This is a genomic window from Microbacterium sp. ARD31 (genome assembly GCF_031844425.1).
Map to the genome: position 1 here is coordinate 41145 of NZ_JAUZVE010000007.1, position 13041 is coordinate 54185.

The 13041-nt window shown below is 71.9% G+C and carries 11 protein-coding genes; 2 read left to right on the forward strand and 9 right to left on the reverse strand.

What is annotated here, in order from left to right:
- Positions 1–76: 76 nt before the first annotated feature.
- Genes Q9S36_RS19035 through Q9S36_RS19045 form a run of 3 tightly spaced genes read right to left on the reverse strand, consistent with a single transcriptional unit; the run spans position 77 to position 5173 of the window.
- Positions 77–2407 carry an excinuclease ABC subunit UvrA gene (locus tag Q9S36_RS19035; protein ID WP_311286684.1) on the reverse strand — a complete coding sequence of 777 codons (2331 nt, stop codon included), beginning with the start codon at positions 2405–2407 and terminating at the stop codon, positions 77–79.
- Between the two features lie 60 nt (positions 2408–2467).
- Positions 2468–3037 carry a DNA-3-methyladenine glycosylase I gene (locus tag Q9S36_RS19040; RefSeq protein WP_253035527.1) on the reverse strand — a complete coding sequence of 190 codons (570 nt, stop codon included), beginning with the start codon at positions 3035–3037 and terminating at the stop codon, positions 2468–2470.
- A gap of 30 nt (positions 3038–3067) precedes the next feature.
- Positions 3068–5173, reverse strand: coding sequence for an acyl-CoA dehydrogenase (locus Q9S36_RS19045; protein WP_311286492.1), 2106 nt, complete (start codon positions 5171–5173; stop codon positions 3068–3070).
- Positions 5174–5369: 196 nt separating this feature from the next.
- On the opposite strand from Q9S36_RS19045, the gene Q9S36_RS19050 reads away from it, so the two are divergent.
- On the forward strand, positions 5370–6629 hold the full coding sequence (locus Q9S36_RS19050) for a GNAT family N-acetyltransferase (RefSeq protein ID WP_311286493.1): 1260 nt from the start codon (positions 5370–5372) through the stop codon (positions 6627–6629).
- 10 nt (positions 6630–6639) lie between these two features.
- The gene (locus tag Q9S36_RS19055; protein WP_311286494.1) at positions 6640–7272 is read left to right on the forward strand and encodes a hypothetical protein; all 633 of its coding nucleotides are present in this window, start codon (positions 6640–6642) and stop codon (positions 7270–7272) included.
- Positions 7273–7275: 3 nt separating this feature from the next.
- Here Q9S36_RS19055 and Q9S36_RS19060 read toward each other — a convergent pair whose 3' ends face one another.
- The 6 genes from Q9S36_RS19060 to Q9S36_RS19085 are packed head-to-tail and all read right to left on the reverse strand — an operon-like array spanning position 7276 to position 13027.
- Positions 7276–7881 (reverse strand): alkylhydroperoxidase domain protein, encoded by a 606-nt coding sequence (locus tag Q9S36_RS19060; protein ID WP_311286495.1) that lies wholly within the window; start codon positions 7879–7881, stop codon positions 7276–7278.
- Positions 7878–8498, reverse strand: coding sequence for a CMD domain protein (locus Q9S36_RS19065; protein WP_311286496.1), 621 nt, complete (start codon positions 8496–8498; stop codon positions 7878–7880). The genes Q9S36_RS19060 and Q9S36_RS19065 overlap by 4 nt, the downstream gene beginning before the upstream one ends.
- Positions 8495–9556, reverse strand: a complete 1062-nt coding sequence (locus tag Q9S36_RS19070) for a putative FMN-dependent luciferase-like monooxygenase (RefSeq protein ID WP_311286497.1) — start codon at positions 9554–9556, stop codon at positions 8495–8497. Before Q9S36_RS19070 ends, Q9S36_RS19065 begins: the two co-directional genes overlap by 4 nt.
- Positions 9553–11184 (reverse strand): ABC transporter ATP-binding protein, encoded by a 1632-nt coding sequence (locus Q9S36_RS19075; RefSeq protein ID WP_311286498.1) that lies wholly within the window; start codon positions 11182–11184, stop codon positions 9553–9555. Before Q9S36_RS19075 ends, Q9S36_RS19070 begins: the two co-directional genes overlap by 4 nt.
- Positions 11181–12023 (reverse strand): ABC transporter permease, encoded by an 843-nt coding sequence (locus Q9S36_RS19080; RefSeq protein WP_311286499.1) that lies wholly within the window; start codon positions 12021–12023, stop codon positions 11181–11183. Before Q9S36_RS19080 ends, Q9S36_RS19075 begins: the two co-directional genes overlap by 4 nt.
- Positions 12020–13027, reverse strand: a complete 1008-nt coding sequence (locus tag Q9S36_RS19085) for an ABC transporter permease (protein WP_311286685.1) — start codon at positions 13025–13027, stop codon at positions 12020–12022. The genes Q9S36_RS19080 and Q9S36_RS19085 overlap by 4 nt, the downstream gene beginning before the upstream one ends.
- Positions 13028–13041 lie beyond the last annotated feature (14 nt).

Here is a 13041-nt window from a genome sequence, read left to right on the forward strand (position 1 = left end):
CTAAGCGAGGGACCAATTTCGGACGAGCGCGTGACGTGGGGAGTTCTCCCCACTTATGCTCTTCGGTTCGGTCGGCTCAGACCGCGCCGACGTAGCGGGCCAGGTGCTCGCCCGTCAGCGTGCTGCGGTCGGCGACCAGCGCCGCCGGTGTCCCCTCGAACACGATGCGACCGCCGTCGCGACCGGCGCCGGGACCCAGGTCGATGATGTGGTCGGCGTGCGTCATGACGGCCTGGTGGTGCTCGATGACGATGACGGAGTTGCCGGCATCCACCAATCGGTCGAGCAGGGCGAGCAGGTTGTCGACGTCCGCGAGGTGAAGCCCCGTCGTCGGCTCGTCGAGGACGTAGACCGCCCCCTTCTTCGCCATGGCGATCGCGAGCTTCAACCGCTGCCGCTCACCGCCCGAGAGCGTGTTGAGCGCTTGACCGAGAGTGATGTAGCCGAGACCGACGTCGATCATGCGACCGAGCGTCGTCTTGGCCGGTCCGGTCGTGAACCCGTGCGCCTCCTCGGCGGACATCGCCAGGACCTCGGCGATGTTCCTGCCGTCGAGGGTGTACTCGAGCACCGCTTCGCTGAAGCCGGACCCTTCGCAGACCTCGCACCGCGTCTCGACGCTCTGCGTGTAGCCGAGGTTCGTGATGATGACCCCGAGCCCCTTGCAGGCCGGGCACGCACCCTCGGAGTTCGCGCTGAACAGCGAGGCCTTCACCCCGTTCGCCTTCGCGAACGCCGTGCGGATCGCATCGAGCACGCCCGTGTAGGTCGCCGGGCTGGAGCGGCGCGACCCCTTGATCGGCGACTGGTCGACGACGACGACGTCGTCGAACGACGGGACGTTGCCGTGGATGAGGGAGGACTTGCCCGACCCGGCCACGCCGGTCACGACCGTCAAGACACCGAGCGGGATGTCGACGTCCACCCCCGTGAGGTTGTGCTGGGTGGCGCCGCGGATCTGCAGCGCACCGGTCGCCGGGCGGGTCGAGGTCTTCAGCGCTGCCCGGTGATCGAGGTGCCGTCCCGTGAGGGTGTCGGATGCCCGGAGCCCGGCGACGTCCCCCTCGTACATGATCCGCCCGCCGCGCGATCCCGCATGCGGGCCGAGGTCGACGACGTGGTCGGCGATCGCGATGACCTCGGGCTTGTGCTCGACGACGAGGACGGTGTTGCCCTTGTCGCGCAGCAGGAGGAGCAGGTCGTTCATGCGCTGGATGTCGTGGGGATGGAGTCCCGCGGTGGGCTCATCGAACACATAGGTGACATCGGTCAGCGCGGAGCCGAGGTGACGGATCATCTTCGTCCGCTGCGCTTCGCCGCCGGACAGGGTCCCCGACGAGCGGTCGAGCGACAGGTACCCGAGGCCGATGTCGACGAACGACGCGATGACCTTGCGCAGCCCCGACAGGAGCGGCCCGACGGTCGTCGCATCGATCGTGTCGAGCCACGCGGCGAGGTCGGTGATCTGCATCGCGGCGGCGTCGGCGATGTTCACGCCGCCGATCCGGCAGGAGCGTGCGCCTTCGTTCAGTCGGCTGCCGCCGCACTCGGGGCAGGGGAGGAACTTGACGGCGCGATCCACGAACGCACGGATGTGGGGTTGCAGCGCCTCCCGATCCTTCTGCAGGAACGACTTCGTGATCTTCGGGACCAGACCCTCGTAGGTCATGTTCATGTTCTGGAGCTTGACCTTGGTCGGCTCCTTGTACAGGAAGTCGGCGCGTTCCTGCTCGGTGTACTGCGCGATGGGCTTGGCCGCGTCGAGGAACCCCGACTCGGTGAAGATCCGCACCATCCAGCCGTCCACGTTGTAGCCCGGGACGGTGATCGCGCCCTCGGCGAGCGCCTTCGAGCTGTCGAAGAGCTCGTCGAGGTCGACGTCGCTCACCTCCCCGAGCCCCTCGCACCGGGAGCACATGCCGCCGGTGACGACGTCGGACCCCGGCACGGTCGGGATGTTGAACGAGAACGCCTGCGGCGACCCCACCCGCGGCTCGCCGAGGCGGCTGAAGAGCAATCGGAGCATCGCGTACGCGTCGGTCGCGGTGCCGACGGTCGAGCGCGCGTTGGCCCCCATCCGCTCCTGGTCGACGATGATCGCGGGGCTGATGTTCTCGAGGCCGTCGACCTCGGGACGGGACAGCTGGGCCATGAACTGCTGGACGAACGTGGGGTACGTCTCGTTGATGAGGCGCTGCGACTCGGTCGCGATGGTGCCGAACACGAGCGAGGACTTGCCCGACCCGCTCACCCCCGTGAAGACGGTGAGGCGGCGCTTGGGGATCTCGACGTCGACGCCCTTGAGGTTGTTCTCCCGCGCACCGATGACGCGGATGACGTCGTGCGCGTCGGCGATGGGAGGATCGGATGCCGGCCCGTCGACGTCGGTGATCTCGTGCTCCGCCATGTCCGCCTCTCCGCCAACCCTCACCACATGATCCTCGCGCGGCGCGCCGTCGGGCAACCGTCAGCGCTCGGCGCGGTGGCATCCGCTCACGTGGTCGTCGACCATGCCCGTCGACTGCATGAGGGCGTACATCGTCGTCGACCCGACGAAGCGGAACCCGCGCCCCCGCAGCGCTGTCGACATCGCGTCGGACTCCGCCGTCGTGGCGGGGACCTCGGCGAAGGTCTCCGGTCGCCGATGGGATGCCGGGGCGAACGACCACATGAACGCGTCGAGCTCGCCCGGGGCCATCTCTGTGACGAGCCGCGCGTTGCCGATCGTCGCGAGGATCTTCGCGCGATTGCGGATGATGCTCGCGTCGGCCATGAGCCGGTCGACGTCGGCCTCGTCGAACGCGGCGACGGTCACCGGGTCGAACTCCGCGAACACCTCACGGAACCTCGGGCGCTTGCGGAGGATCGTGATCCACGAGAGGCCCGCCTGGAACCCCTCGAGGCTCATCTTCTCGAACAACGCCCGGTCGCCGTGCAGCGGACGCCCCCACTCCTCGTCGTGGTAGCGGCGGTACTCGGCGTCGTCGCCGACCCAGCCGCAACGAAGGAGGCCGTCGGGCCCGACACGCAGTTCCACGCGTGCCAGGCTACCGACGGCCTCCGACGCTCACTTCTTCTTGAGCGACTTCTCCGGCACGGGTGCCTCACGGCGAGCCGCGAGGTCGGCGTAGTGCGCCCGCGCCTCGTCCTGCCGCTGCCGCTCGATGCCGGAGGCGATCGGTGCGCGCACGTGCTCGGGCGCGAACCCGAACGCGTCGACGAGGTCCTGCGCGTGCGGACGCAGCCGCGCGCAGAGGCGGTCGATGTACTTCGACACCGCGGCGGCGCGCTGGGTCGACAGACGCCCGTTGATGAGGTGCCAGGCCAGGTGCTTCTCGATGAGGTGCAGACCGAAGAGGTCGCGCAGCCAGGTGAGGACCTGCCGCGTGCCGTCGTCCTCGGTGGCCTTCACCGCATCCGAGAACGCCTCCCACTGCAGCAGTTCGCCGTGCGCCCGCGCGGCCTCGATGAGCTCGGCCTGGTGCGTGTTGAACAGCGCCGCAGCCTCGGCCGCGGGGAGCTTGGATGCCGGGCGCAGCGCGCCGGCGATGTCGGCGACCATCTGCTCGACGCGTCCCGCGAGCAGTTCGTGCTGCTGCTCGGCCCGGAGCCCCAGCTCGACCGAGCGCGCAGTCGAGCCGAAGTCGGCGACCGTCTGCCCGAGGCTGCGGAGCCCTGCGCCGTGGAAGACCTTGCCCGCCGTCTGGCCGACGGCGAACTTCGCGAGGGTCGCGGCATCCGCCCCCTTGAACTGCTTCGCGAAATCGGCGAGCAGGCGCTTGCCGACCAGCTGTAGCAGCACGTTGTTGTCACCCTCGAAGGTCACGTAGACGTCGAGGTCGGAGCGCAGCCCCACGAGACGGTTCTCGGCCATGAAGCCCGACCCGCCGCAGGCCTCGCGCGCCTCCTGGATGGTCTGCAGCGCGTTCCAGGTGCTGAGCGGCTTGAGCGCGGCCGCCAGGGTCTCGAGGTTCTCGCGCTCGGCGGGGGTGTCGGACGTGCCGCCGAAGACGCCGTCGAAGGTGCGCAGCAGTTCGTCGTGCGCGAAGTACTGGGCGACGTTCTGCGCGAGGAGCGGGAGGAGGCGGCGCTGGTGCTTGCCGTAGTCGAGGAGGACGACCTCGTCGGTGCCGGCGCCGGAGTCGAACTGCCGGCGCTGGTTGCCGTAGGTGACGGCGATGTAGAGCGCGAGCGACGAGGCGATCGTGGCGGCGCCGTCGAGGGAGACGCGGCCCTGGACGAGGGCGCCGAGCATCGTGAAGAACCGGCGGCCCGTGCTCTCGATGGGGCTCGAGTAGGTGCCGTCGGGAGCGACGTCGCCGTAGCGGTTGAGGAGGTTCGTCCGCGGCACGCGGACGTGGTCGAACGCGAGCCGGCCGTTGTCGATGCCGTTGAGGCCGCCCTTGACCCCGTCGTCCTCGCTCTGGACGCCCGGGAGCAGTTCGCCGTCGGGCGTGCGGATCGGCACGAAGAAGCAGTGCACGCCGTGGTTCACGCCCTTCGTGATGAGCTGTGCGAAGACGGTCGCCGCCTGTCCGTGCTTCGCGGCGTTGCCCAGGTAGTCCTTCCACGCCGCGCGGAACGGCGTGTGGATGACGAACTCCTCGGTCTCGGGGTCGTAGGTCGCCGTCGTTCCGATCGCGGCGACATCCGATCCGTGGCCGATCTCGGTCATGGCGAAGGCGCCGGGGAGCTCCGCGTCGCGGATCGCCGGAATCCAGGTGTCGTGGTGCTCCTTCGTGCCGAGCTGCAGCACGGCCGAACCGAACAGCCCCCACTGCACGCCGGACTTGATCTGCATGCTCGGGTCCGCGAGAACGAGCTCCTCGAACCCGGCGAGGTTGGCCCCGTTGTCCTCCTCGCCGCCGTACTCCTTCGGCAGGGCGCGGGTCGAGCCGCCGTTCTTCGCCAGCAGTCGCACCTGATCCATGACCCGCTCGCGGTGCTCGGCGACGCTCTGGCCGTCGATGCGCCAGTAGGCCGGGTCCTTGATGAGCTCGCGCACCGTGAGGCGTGTGTCTCCCCAGGTGCCGCGGAGCATCGCGCCCACGGCGTCGATGTCGATGCGGGGCTCGTGCGCTTCGTCGGCGGTGTGGGGCGCGGTGGGGGCGCCGCCGGCGGGGGTGCGCTTGTCGGCGGCGGGGGTGGAGGAGCGGACGACGGTGTCGGTCATCACTGGCCTTTCTGAGGACGCGGGATCGGCGACGGGACAGGGAAGTTCGACCACAACGGTAGGAGTCCTCCAATGTTGGACCAACTGCGTTGTCCCTCTCGCACAACGCCGTCGGCGGACGTCATGACGCGCCGTTGTGCCGCGCCTACATCGGGCGATGTCGGAGCCCCACGGCAGACTTCGCAGAGGAGGCCCGATGATCACGCTCGCCCGCTGGGATGCCGCCGACCGCGGTCTGCTCACCCTGCTCAACGCGCCCGCGATGACTGCGCACCTCGGCGGCCCCGAGAGCGAGGAGCAGCTGGACGATCGGCACGACCGGTATCTGCGGACGTGGTCCGGCCGGCCGGGGGCGATGTACCGCATCGACGTCGACGGTGCGCCCGCCGGCGGGATCGGGTTCTGGCCCGTGGATGAGGACGGGACGCCCGCCTTCGAGGCGGGCTGGAGCGTCCTCCCGGAGTTCCAGGGGCAGGGCGTCGCGACGGGAGCGCTGCGACTGCTGATCGCCGAGGTGCGTCGGGACGGCAGCAGGACCCTCCTCATGGCCTACCCGGGCATCGACAATGTGCCGTCGAACGCGCTCTGCGCCCGCGCAGGTTTCGAGGAGCGCGGCACCGGGTCGGAGCCGTGGCGCGGCGGCATCCTCACCTTCCGGCGGTGGGCACTGGACATGTCGCCGCTGGATCTGACCGGGCGCACCCCCGACGTCGACGAACGGTTCGCAGGTGACACCCTCGACGCCGACCGGTGGTGGCCGCACTACCTGCCGCACTGGTCGTCCCGCGAGCGGACGGCGGCCCGATACCGCGTCTCGAACGGGCTCGAGCTGCGCATCGACGCCGACACCGAACCGTGGGGGCCCGAGTGGGACGGGCAGGTGCGCGTCTCGCACCTGCAGACCGGCCAACGTGCCGGCGTGGTGGGATCGGATGCCGGGCAGCACCGCTTCCGCGACGGGCTCGTCGTGCGGGAGGCACAGGACGAGTGCCGACTGTGGCTGCCGCGCTTCGGAGTGATTGCGGCGCAGATGTCGGCGGTGCGGCATCCTGATGCGATGGTCGCCTTCTGGCCCATCGGGTTCGAGGACCGCCCCGAGGAATCCGGCGAGATCTGCATCGCCGAGATCTTCGGGTCCGAGATCGACGACACCGGCGGTTGGGTCGGCATCGGCGTCAAGGCGCAGCACGACCCGCGGCTGCGCGACGATGTCGAGAAGGTCCGCGTCGACGGCGATCTGACCGCGCCGCACGAGTACGCCGTCGAGTGGTCGGCCGACCGGCTCCGGTTCTTCATCGACGGGCGCTGGGTGAAGACGGTCACCCAGCGGATCGACTACCCGGTGCAGCTCATGCTCGACCTCTACGAACTGCCGCGGCGGGACGGTCGCCGCGACGCGTCGAGCCATCCGATCGAGTTCCGCGTGGATCGCGTGCGGACGTTCCCGCCACGCTGAGCCCTGCGGCGTGCAGGTGTCGTCGACCCACCTGTACCACGCGACCTCGATGATCCGGACGTTCCTGGATGCCGGGATGGCCGAGGCCACGGTGTCGGCACGGACCTTCACCGCACCGCTCGTCGACCCGCTCTCGCCCGCAGGCTGGTCGGACGACGTCTCGCCGCAGCCGCGGACGACGACCATCGCGACGCTCGACTTCGGCGACGGCCGCATGGGCCTCTACGACTTCGTCGACAACCAGTGGTGGAACCCGATCTTGTCGCGACGGGTCGTCCTCCGCGGCTCGCACGGCGAACTCGAGGGCGACACGGTGCGGCGGTTCGAGGGTTCCGAGGTGGTCGTCTCGCCGATCACCTACCGCCGCACGGGCGTCGACCTGAACCTCGAGGGCAACGACGTCGTGTCGGCCTCCTTCGAGGGGCGGATCGTCTACCGCAACCCGTGGGCCGGCACGAGGCTGTCGGAGGACGACATCGCCGTCGCGTCGCTGCTCGAGAGCACCGGACGGTGGGCCCGGGGCGACGGCCCCGAGCCCTATCCGCTCGCCGAGGCGTGCCAGGACCACCTGCTCGGTCTCGCGATCGGCGAATCGGCGCGGACGGGCGCCGACGTCCGGGTCGCGCGCCAGCCCTGGGCCTGACGGTCAGCGGGCCGCGGGCACCTCGGGTTCGCCGAGCGACAGCATGAGGCGGTTGGCCCAGTTGAAGAACGCGGCTCCCCCGATGACGTCGACGATCGACGCGTCGTCGAGCCCGGCATCCCGCAGCCGGTCGACGTCGTCGGGACCGAAACCCAGCGGTGTCGCGGTGAGCGAGACGGATGCCGCGACGACGGCGTTCCAGCGCTCGTCACCGAGGTCGGCGTCGGTGCCCTCGTCGAGCAGCCGCTGGACGTCGTCGCGCCGGCCGGACTCCCGCGTGGCGGCGGCCGAGTGCACGGAGGCGCAGAACACGCAGCCGTTCACCCGGCTGGCCGCGGTCGCCGCGAGTTCCCGCTCGGCGCGGCCGATGCCGCCGTCGACGTTGAAGAAGATGTCGAGGTCGGTGAGCGTCCGCGCCTCGAGGGCGTCGGGGTCGCGGGCCAGCAGTCGGAAGTAGGGCATCTTCGTGCGGGCCGGCTCGACGAGGGCGTCACGCTGACGCTCGGTGAGCTCGGCCTCGGGGACGGGTGCGAGCCAGGGCACCCATCCGAGACCCAGCTGCGTGAAGCGGTCGGGGCGGGCGAGGGCGGGATACTCCGTGACGGTCAACGCGCGGCTCCTTCGAGGGTCTGGGCGGTGGTGTGAGCGGATGCGGACGCGCCGAGCACGCGCAGACCCCACGCCAGCCGCAGCTGGAACGCGAGGAAGGCGACGAGCTGCGACAGGCTCACGATCGCGTCGGCGGACCACCCGGCATCCGTCAGCGCGCGCAGCGCCTGCGGCGACGCCTCGCGCGGACGGAACACCAGCAGGTGCGTGTGGGCGAGGGCCGCGGCGAGCCGGCCGCCGACGGCAGCGGATGCCGGGCGCCAGGCGACGGCCGGGGTGCTCTCGCCGGCGAGTCCGGGCTCGCGGTAGGCGCCGACGGGTCCGCGCTGCGCGGCGTCGGCCGCGAGGTCCGCGATGGCGTCGGCGAGGGCGGCGTCCTCCTCGCGGAGCAGATCGTCGTAGAACGCCGTCGCCGCGTCGAACCGGTGGATCCGCGCGGTGAAGGCGGCGATCGCGTAGCGCTCGGCGAGCGGGAAGTCCCCCGGCTGCGCGGGCTCGAGGAGCGCCTCGAAACTGCGCTGCGCGTTCGCGCGCGCCTGCGGTCGCAGCGCGCGGGTCTCGGCGAGCGGACTGCCGGGCGTGATGCCGGCGAGCAGGTCGATGATGTCGGCGGTCATGCGTACTCCTTCCGGGCCGCGGCCCGATGGTGGTCTCGGATGTCGTCGGCGGCGTCGGGGCCGGTCGCCCAGCCGAGCCGGGGGGCCACCTGCGTGCCCAGAAGCTCGATGGAACGGAGGGTGAGCTCGTGGGTCGCGGCGACCGAGTGGACCTGGAAGGTGACGTCGGTCGCCTGCGCGATGATCGGGTCGGCGGCGAGCGAGGCGACGACCTCGTCGACGGTGCCGATGTGGGTGTCGGAGAGCCGGATCAACTCGGCGAGCGGCAGGTCGGCCGCGTACGCACCGATCAACTGTGCGGCGACGGCGCGCAGCCCGCGCTCGGCCAGCGCGAAGGCCTCGTCGCGCCGGTCGGGGTCGACGACGAACGCGGTGCGCGAGGCGAGGATGCGGGGCGCCGCCCCCTCGGGCAGCGCGTCGAGGTAGGCGTCGACGATGGGCTGCTGGATGTCGCCGATGGTCGCGTCGGGCGCCTCGGGCGTCCGCGGCTGCGTGCGCGAGAGCATGAGGCCATCGCCCGCCGCGCCCGCCCGAGCACCCCCGGCGGGCGAGAACGTCGCCTGCCAGATACGGTCGGCGAGACCGCCGGCGGGCGGGTAGGCGACCGACTCCGTGCCGCGGATGCCGTCACCGCGCAGCGTCGACCGGAACACGTCGAGGTGCTCCGCGTGCAGGGCGGCGCGGTCGGCGGCATCCTTCCCGAAAGCGGCGAACGAGCCGGGCGTCCCCCCGGAGGCGACGCCGAGCTGCAGACGACCGCCGCTCAGGGCGTCGAGCACGGCGGCGTCCTCGGCCGCGCGGACCGGGTCCTCGATGGGGAGGGTCAGGACGGCGGTGCCGAGGCCGATGCGGCTCGTGCGCTCGGCCGCCGCGGCGAGGAAGACGAGCGGCGAGGGCAGCCCGCCCTCGTGCGCGCCGAAGTGGTGCTGGGCGACCCAGGCCGACGCGAAGCCGGACCGCTCGGCGTGCTGGATCTGCTCCAGCCCGAACCGGTACCGGTCGGCGGCGGGGGCGTCCTCGAGCAGACGGCTGAAGAAGCCCAGTCGGGGCGTCGTCATGTGGTGTCCTTCCGGAGGGCGGAGCCGGGGACGGCGTCGAGCAGCCCCCGGGTGTACTCGTGCTGCGGCGAGCCGAAGACCTCGTCGACGGTGCCGTGCTCGACCTGGACGCCGCGGCGGAGGACCGAGACGGTGTCGGAGATCTGCCGGACGACGGCGAGGTCGTGCGAGATGAAGACGTAGCTGAGACCGAGCTCCTCCTGCAGGCTCGCGAGGAGACGGAGGATCTGCGCCTGCACCGTCACGTCGAGGGCCGAGACCGCCTCGTCGAGGACGACCAGCCGCGGCTCGAGGATGAGCGCCCGCGCGATCGCGACGCGCTGGCGCTGACCGCCCGACAGTTCCCGGGGCCGGCGCGCGGCGATCTCGGGCGCGAGGGCGACCTGCGCGAGGGCGTGCGCGGCGCGGCTGCGGTGCTCGGCGGCGGAGCCCAGGCCGAAGTTCCGCAGCGGCTCCTCGAGGATCGTGCCGATGCGCTGGCGCGGATCGAGCGACGCGTACGGGTTCTGGTAGACGAGCTGCGCGGTGCGGCGGTGCCCCCGGCGTTGCCGCCCGGGGCGGAGCGCGGTCACCTCGACGCCGTCGACCGTGATCGTGCCGCGCTCCGGCGCACCGAATCCGGCGAGCGCGCGGCCGATCGTGGTCTTGCCCGACCCCGACTCCCCGACGATCGCGTGGGTGGTCCCCGGCGCGACCGTGAACGAGACGTCGTCGACGGCGACGAGCGGCGGCTGCCCGGCACCGCGGCCGAACTCGTGCCGCAGTCCCGAGACGGTCACGAGCGGCGCGACGGAAACGGATACCGGGGCCCGGCGCTCGACGACGTGTCCGAGGGACGGGGCGTCGGCCAGCAGGCGACGCGTGTAGTCGGACTCCGGCGCCGCGAGGACGGAGCGTGCGGGCCCGGATTCCTGCACGGCGCCGTCCTTCATGACGACGATCGTGTCGGCGCGGTCCGCCGCGACGGCGAGGTCGTGCGTGATGAAGAGCACGCCGGTGCCGGTGTCGGCGCGCAGCCGGTCGAGCAGGTCGAGGACCGTACGCTGGACGGTGACGTCGAGCGCGCTCGTCGGCTCGTCGGCGATGATCAGCTCGGGATCGAGGGCGAGCGCCGCGGCGATGAGCACCCGCTGGCGCATGCCGCCGGAGAGCTCGTGCGGGTACTGGCGGTACCGCGTCGCGGGGTCGTCGATCTCGACCCGCTCGAGCAGGTCGATGACGCGCGCACGGATCTTCGCAGCATCCCGCCAGCCGTGGATGCGCAGCACCTCCCCGATGCTGGCGCCGATCGTGGCGACGGGGTTGAGCGAGTTGCCGGGGTCCTGCGGGACGAGCGCGACGCGCGTGCCGCGGATGGCGCGCCAGCGGCGGTCGGAGAGACCGACGAGCGCGGTGTCGCCCTCGTCGCCGTGGAGCGTGATCGTCCCGCCGTCGATGCGTCCGTTGCCGGCGAGCAGCCCGATCGCCGCCTGCGCGACGGTCGACTTGCCCGAGCCGGACTCGCCCACGAGCGCGGTGACCTGTCCGCGGGCCACGTCGAGCGAGACGCTGCGGACGGCGTCGACGTCGCCGCGTTCGGTGCGGTAGCGGACGACGAGGTCGCGGATGCCGAGCAGTGCACCGGTCATGGGCGTTCCCCTCCCCGGAGGGCCTGACTGAGACGGTTGGTGGCGAGGACGACGGCCACGACGACGAGGCCCGGCAGCACGGTGAGCCACCACGCGGTGGCGACGTAGTTGCGCCCCTCGGAGATGAGCAGCCCCCATTCCGGGGTGGGCGGGGGCGCCCCGTAGCCGAGGAACCCGAGGGTCGAGATCTGCAGGATGGCCGACCCCAGCTGCAGGGCGGCGAGCGCCAGGACGGGCGTGAGCGAGTTCGGCACGATGTGGCGCCACAGGACGGATGACGCGGTTCCCCCCGACCCGTACGCCGCTTCGACGAAGTCCGCCACCCGCACACTGACGACCTGTGCGCGCGCCAGCCGGGCGAACACGGCGACGGAGGTGACCCCGACCGCGAGCGCCGCGTTGGTGGTGCCGAACCCGAGGAGGATGACGACGCTGAGCGACAGCAGGAGCGCGGGGATCGCGAGCAGCACGTCGACGACCCGCATGAGCACCTCGTCCACGGCGCCGCCCGCCGCGCCCGCCGTGACCCCGATCGCCGTCCCGGCGACGAGTCCGACGAGGACGGCGACGAGGGCGCCCGTGACCGAGTGCGAGGCGCCGTGGATGACACGGGCGAAGACGTCGCGGCCCGTGGCATCCGTCCCGAACCAGTGGGCGGGGCTCGGGCCCTGCAACGCCGCCGCCACCGTCTCGGTCGGGCTCGCGGCGGTGAAAAGTCCCGGGGCGAGCGCCCACGCGACCGCGATCAGGAGGACGAGGGCGGGGACCACGGTGCCGGGGCGGAGCACGCGGCGCGGGGCCGCCGTGCGGGTGCCGGGCCGGGCGAGCGTGAGGGTCATCGCGCGATCCCTTCGGTGAGCGGGGCGGGCGTCGGGACGGCCCCGGCGACGCGGCTGCGCGAGGCGGCGAGCGGGCGTCCGCCGCGGCGCAGACGCGGATCGAGCAGGGGGTACAGGAGATCGACGACCAGGTTGATGACGACGAAGGCGACGGACGAGATGACGACGATCGCCAGGAGGACGGGGGTGTCGCGGTTCGCGACCGCCTGCGCCGTGAGCTGACCGATGCCCGGGCGGCCGAAGACCGCCTCGGTGACGACGGCGCCGCCGACGAGCTCACCGAAGAGGACGCCCGCCATCGTGAGGGCGGGGAGGAGGGCGTTGCGTGCCACGTTGCGCCACAGCAGCCACGACGTGCTCGCGCCGCGCGAGCGCACGACCGCGACGAACGGCTGCTCGGATACCTCGTCGATGCTGCGGGTCAGCACCTGCGCGAGCGGCGCCGCGATGGGCACGGCGAGGGTGAGCACCGGCAGGATGAGCGCTTCGACCGGGTCGGCACCGATGAGCGGCACCCAGCCGAGCTGGAAGGAGAAGACCTGGATGAGGATGATGCCGATCCAGAAGACGGGCATCGAGACGAACAGCGGCGGCAGCTGGCGGAAGACCGCGCGCAGCGGCCGGAACGCGCCGTAGGTGGCGGTGAACGCGATGACGACCGCGAGGAACACCGCGACCGCGAGTCCCAGCACGGCGAGGGTGAGGGTGGACGGCAGCGCGACGGCGACGAGGTCGGCGACGGCCGCGCCGCTCTGGACCGAGTAGCCGAGGTCGCCGCGCAGGAAGGAGGCGACGGTGTCGGCGTACCGCTCGAACAGGGGCCGGTCGGCGCCGTAGGCGGCCCGGATCTCGTCGAGCTGCGCGGGTGTGAGGCCGAGCTCGGGGCTGCCGTACCGCGCGAGCACACCGTCGCCCGGGAGGGCCGCGAGCAGCAGGTACGCGGCGGTGAACGCGAGCAGAAGGACCAGGAGGGCGCCGCCGGCGCGTCGCAGGGCGAAGAGCATGGTCACCTCTCGAG